This window comes from Micromonospora sp. KC606 (genome assembly GCF_004348675.1).
In the GTDB taxonomy this organism is placed as follows: domain Bacteria; phylum Actinomycetota; class Actinomycetes; order Mycobacteriales; family Micromonosporaceae; genus Micromonospora.
Genome location: NZ_SMKN01000315.1, coordinates 1 through 4,940, shown reverse-complemented (window position 1 = coordinate 4,940; position 4,940 = coordinate 1). Strand labels below are relative to the sequence as shown.

4 protein-coding genes are annotated in these 4,940 nt (G+C 71.9%); all 4 read left to right on the top strand.

What is annotated here, in order from left to right; genetic code table 11:
• The first annotated feature begins 132 nt into the window (after window positions 1–132).
• Window positions 133–657, top strand: coding sequence for a PadR family transcriptional regulator (locus E1193_RS30040; RefSeq protein ID WP_132186516.1), 525 nt, complete (start codon window positions 133–135; stop codon window positions 655–657).
• Window positions 654–1,325: an ABC transporter ATP-binding protein gene (locus E1193_RS30035; RefSeq protein ID WP_132186515.1), complete on the top strand. Its 672-nt coding sequence runs from the start codon at window positions 654–656 to the stop codon at window positions 1,323–1,325. The genes E1193_RS30040 and E1193_RS30035 overlap by 4 nt, the downstream gene beginning before the upstream one ends.
• On the top strand, window positions 1,322–3,511 hold the full coding sequence (locus E1193_RS30030; RefSeq protein WP_132186514.1) for an ABC transporter permease: 2,190 nt from the start codon (window positions 1,322–1,324) through the stop codon (window positions 3,509–3,511). The genes E1193_RS30035 and E1193_RS30030 overlap by 4 nt, the downstream gene beginning before the upstream one ends.
• Before the next feature lie 91 nt (window positions 3,512–3,602).
• Window positions 3,603–4,940, top strand: a 1,338-nt coding sequence (locus E1193_RS30025; RefSeq protein WP_132186513.1) for an acyltransferase, incomplete at its 3' end; no start/stop codon positions are given.

The window sequence follows — 4,940 nt, the reverse complement described above, 5'->3', positions numbered from 1 at the left end:
GCACCCCACCGCCCGCGTCAACGCATGCGATCCCCGCCGCGAGTGTGCCGCTGTCAGCACCAGCAACACCCGCGAGATCCATACACTCTCGATGTATATACCGAAGGTATACACCCAGGGTATGCTCTCGGCATGAGTGTTCCCATAACCCTTCTCGGTCTGCTCGAACGCGAGCCCAGCCACGGCTACGACCTCAAACGCGACTACGACACCTTCTTCAGCCGAGGCAAGCCGCTGCCGTTCGGCCAGGTCTACTCGACCCTCGGCCGCCTCGTGCGGGACGGCAAGATCGTGGTCGGTGAGGTCGAGCCGGGTGTGGGCCCCGAGCGCAAGCGCTACGTCATCACCGAGCGGGGCGCGACCGAGGTCGAGGCGTGGCTGACCGAGCCCGTCGATGCCGAGCCCAACCTCCAGTCCGTGCTGTTCACCAAGGTCGTACTGGCACTCATGCTCGACCGCCCCGCCGAGGAGTACCTCGACAGCCAGCGCGCCACGCACCTGCGGCGGATGACGGAGCTCACCGAGATCAAGCGCCAAGGCAACCTCGTCGACACCATGCTGGCCGACCACGGCCTGTTCCATCTGGAGGCCGACCTGCACTGGATCGACACCACGGTCGCCCGGTTGGACGCCCTTCGGAAGGTGGTACGGGGATGAGGGCGGTCGAGGCACGAAACGTCGTCCTGTCCTTCGGTGAGACCCCGGCCCTGCGGGGCGCCAGCGTCTCGGTGGCCGCGGGCGAGATCGTCGCCATAATGGGCCCGAGCGGCTCCGGGAAATCCACGCTGCTGCACTGCCTGGCCGGGATCCTGGTGCCGGACGCCGGTGAGATCCACTACGACGGCCGCCGCATCGACACCCTCAGCGAGGACCAGCGCAGCCGCCTGCGCCGGGACCACTTCGGGTTCGTGTTTCAGTTCGGACAGCTCGTGCCGGAGCTGACCGCGGAGGAAAATGTCGCGTTGCCGCTGCTGCTCGGCGGCGTCAAGCGGGCGGCAGCGCTCGGGCAGGCGCGGCCCTGGTTCGAGCGGCTCGGCCTGGCCGGGCTGGAGCGGCGCCGGTCCGGTGAGCTGTCCGGCGGGCAGGCGCAGCGGGTCGCGCTGGCCCGTGGGCTGGTCGCGCAGCCCGGGGCGCTGTTCGCCGACGAGCCGACCGGGGCGCTCGACTCGCTGACCGGCGAGCAGGTCATGGACCTTCTGGTCTCCTCGGCTCGCGCGCAGGGCACCACCGTCGTACTCGTCACCCACGATGCCCGCATTGCCGCATACGCCGACCGGCAGGTCATCGTGCGTGACGGCAGGGTGAACGCGCTGGTGCACTCATGATCCGGTTCGGCGTTCGGCTGTCGTTGGCCGGCGGGCGGGAGGCCGCGACCCGGCTCGTCATCATCGCCAGCGCGGTGGCGCTCGGCGTCGGCATGCTCCTGTCGACGCTCGCCGGGATGAACGCGGTGGGTGCGCAGAACTCGCGTTACGCCTGGCTCAACTCCGCCGTCGCTCCGGCGTCCACCTCGGCCGATCCGACGTGGTGGATGGTGCGGGAGGACTACTTCCGTGGCAAGTCCATGGGCCGGGTCGAGGTCGCCGCCCTGGGCCCGGACGCTCCCGTTCCGCCGGGCATCCCGCACCTGCCCGGGGCCGGCGAGTTCTACGTCTCTCCCGCGCTCGCCGACCTGTTGCGCACCACGCCCGCCACCGAGCTCGGCGACCGCTTCCCCGGCCACGGGATCGGCGTCATCGGCCGGTCGGGGTTACCTTCCCCCGACTCGTTGCTCGTCATCATCGGGCGGACCCCGGCCGAGCTGGAGCAGCTGGGGGCCCAGCAGATCACGCAGATCATGACCACCGACCCGAGCGAGTGCGACGGCTGCTTCGTCGGGCTCGACGCGACTGCCGTGACCCTCACCCTGTCTGTCGTGGCGGCCTCGCTGCTCTTCCCGGTGCTCATCTTCATCGGCACCGCGACCCGCCTCGCCGCCACCCGCCGGGAGCAGCGCTTCGCCGCGATGCGGCTGATCGGCGCGACGCCGCGGCAGGTCTCGGTGATCTCGGCGGTCGAGTCGACGCTCGCGGCTGCCGCCGGGACCGTTGCCGGGTTCGGCCTGTTCTTCGCGTTCCGGCCAGGGCTCGCCGCGATCCCGTTCACCGGCGAGCCCTTCTTCCCCTCCGACCTGTCGCTCAATGTCGCCGACGTGTTGCTGGTCGCGCTCGGCATCCCGGCCGGTGCTGTGGTGGTCTCCTGGCTCGCGATACGTCGGGTGCAGATCTCACCGCTGGGCGTGAGCCGGCGGGTGCCGCCCCGCCCACCGCGCGCATGGCGACTGATCCCGCTGGTCGCCGGGCTCGCCGAGCTGACCTATTTCATCGGCCGGCGGCCCGAGACCACCAGCGGTCAGATCTCCGCGTACATCTCCGGATTCGTGCTGATCCTGGCCGGGCTGGTGCTGGCCGGGCCGTGGCTGACCATGCTCGGCGCGCGGGTACTGGCCACACGCGCGAGCCGGCCGGCTGCGCTCATCGCCGGACGGCGGCTGTCGGACAACCCGCAGGCGGGGTTCCGGGCGGTGAGCGGGCTGATCGTGGCGCTGTTCGTGACCAGCGTGGCGACCGGCACCATCACCACGTTCGTCGCCAACCGCGGCGAGCCGCGAACCGATTCCGTGGCCGCGACCTCGCTGTCGAAAATCTTCTGGCCGGAGGATGGCCCGGCGCCGTCTGCCGACCAGATCCCGGCCGGGCTGTCGGCGATCCCGGGCGTGCGTAGCGTGGCGCTCGTGCACGTCAACCCCGACCGGGACGGATGGCAGGGCGTGATCACGTGCGCCGAACTCACCCGCCTGGTGGTGTTCGGCAGCTGCCCTGCCGGCGCGCAGGTCGCGGCCGTGGCCGGTGACCTCGTCGGCAGGCGAGCGTTCGATCTGACGAGCGACGAATACGTCTGGGACGCCGCGAACGTCGCGTCGGCGGACGTCGCCCGGTTACCGATCCTGTCGGTGGTCGTCGACACCACCAGCCGGTCCGCGTTCGAGCGGGCCCGGACGATCCTGGAGACCGAGTTTCCGCAGGGCCGCTCTCCGGCCAGCGTCGGCGAGTGGGAAGCCACCTCCGCGCGGCAGCTGGTGCAGTTCCAGCAGTTGGCCCACGTGGTCATGCTGGCCAGCCTGCCGATCGCGGGCTGCAGTCTGGCGGTGAGCGTCGCCAGCGGTCTGAGTGACCGGAGGCGACCGTTCAGCATGCTGCGACTCACCGGGGTGCGACTGCGCACGCTGCGCCGGGTGGTCGCGCTGGAGAGCGTGGTGCCGCTGCTGGCCGTCGCGGCGGTGGCGATCGGGCTGGGGTTCCTGGCCGCGCATCTCTTCCTGAGGGCGCAGCTGGGCTACACGCTGCTGCCGCCGCGCCTGTCCTTCTACCTCATGGTCGCCGGTGGGCTGGCGGTGTCGCTGGGGATCATCGCCTCGACGCTGCCGCTGCTGCGGCGAATCACCGGCCCGGAGGCGGCCCGGAATGAGTGAGCGACGCTCCGCAAGATCTATAGCGCCCCGGCCCAGATGCAGCGGAGTCGATTGACCCTCCGGAGACAGCGACCTGGCATACCCTGACCTCATGCGCCTCCGCCTGGGCCAGCTCGCCGAGCGCACCCCGGCCGGGCGGGAGCGTTACGTCGACCTGCTGCGCGCGCTGGCGATCACCATGGTCGTGCTCGGGCACTGGTCGGTGACCGTCATCGGCACGGACGCCGCCGGCCACCCCACCGGACGTTCGGCCCTGCCCGACCTGCCGTGGGCGTATCCGCTGACCTGGGTCGCCCAGGTGATGCCGATCTTCTTCCTGGTGGGCGGGTTCGCCAACGCGGCCTCGTTGACCGCCCGACGGAGGCGGGGCGCAGACGCCACCGGCTGGCTGCTGGACCGGGCCGCCCGGCTGCTGCGCCCCACCACGGCGTTGCTGCTGGTGCTCGCCGGCGGCGCGGTGGTCGCCTCGCTGGCCGGTGTGCCGGCCACCCTGGTCCGCACCGTGGTCTGGTTCGCCACCATCCCGCTGTGGTTCCTCGCCGCCTACCTCCTGGTGGTGCCGCTGACCCCGGTGATGCACGCGCTGCACCGGCGCTTCGGCCTGCTCGTGCCCCTGGCGCTGGTGGTGCTGGTCGCCGCGGGGGACGCCGGGCGGGCCCTGGGCCCCGAGCAGTACGCGCTGGGCAACTACGTCTTCGGCTGGCTCGCCGTCCACCAGCTCGGCTTCGCCTGGTTCGACGCCCGCTCACCGGCCACCCCGGCGCGGACCGGCCCGCGTGCGACCCGCCTGCCGCTGTCCCGTCGCGCCGGGTGGACGATGCTGCTGGCCGGGCTGGCCGTGACCGTGCTGCTGACCAGCGTCGGGCCGTACCCGGTGGCGATGCTCAACGTGCCCGGTGAGCGGCTGGACAATGCCGCCCCGCCAAGCGTCGCGCTGCTCACCCTGACCACCGCCCAGCTCGGTTTGATCGTGCTGCTGCGCCGTCCGGTCGAGCGGTGGCTGCACCGCCGCCGCCCGTGGCTGGTGGTGATCGCGGTGAACGCCGTGGTGCTGACCGTCTTCCTCTGGCACCTGACCGCCGCCATCCTGCTCGTCGGGGCGCTCGACGCCGTCGGGCTGCTGCCCACCCCACCGGCGGGCTCGGCGGCGTGGCTGGCCTGGCGGCTGCCCTGGGTGCTACTGCTCACGGTCGTGTTGACCGTGCTGGTCGCCCTCTTCGGCCCGATCGAGGCACGCACCGGTCGACGCCCGGACCACGCCGGCCGGTCCGGCGTCCGCGGCACGCTCGCCGTCGCCGGTTTCGCCGCCGTGGTCTACGCCCTGGTGTGTAACGCCCAGACGCCGAAGGAGGCCCCGGAACCCCTCGGAGTGCCGGTGGCGGCCCTGGTGGCGTACCTGGCCGGGGCGGGGGTGCTGCGGCTGCTCAGG

Coding starts and splice junctions, on each gene's coding strand:
- E1193_RS30035 (WP_132186515.1), top strand. CDS start 654: ATGAGGGCGGTCGAGGCACGAAACGTCGTCCTGTCCTTCGGTGAGACC.
- E1193_RS30030 (WP_132186514.1), top strand. CDS start 1,322: ATGATCCGGTTCGGCGTTCGGCTGTCGTTGGCCGGCGGGCGGGAGGCC.
- E1193_RS30040 (WP_132186516.1), top strand. CDS start 133: ATGAGTGTTCCCATAACCCTTCTCGGTCTGCTCGAACGCGAGCCCAGC.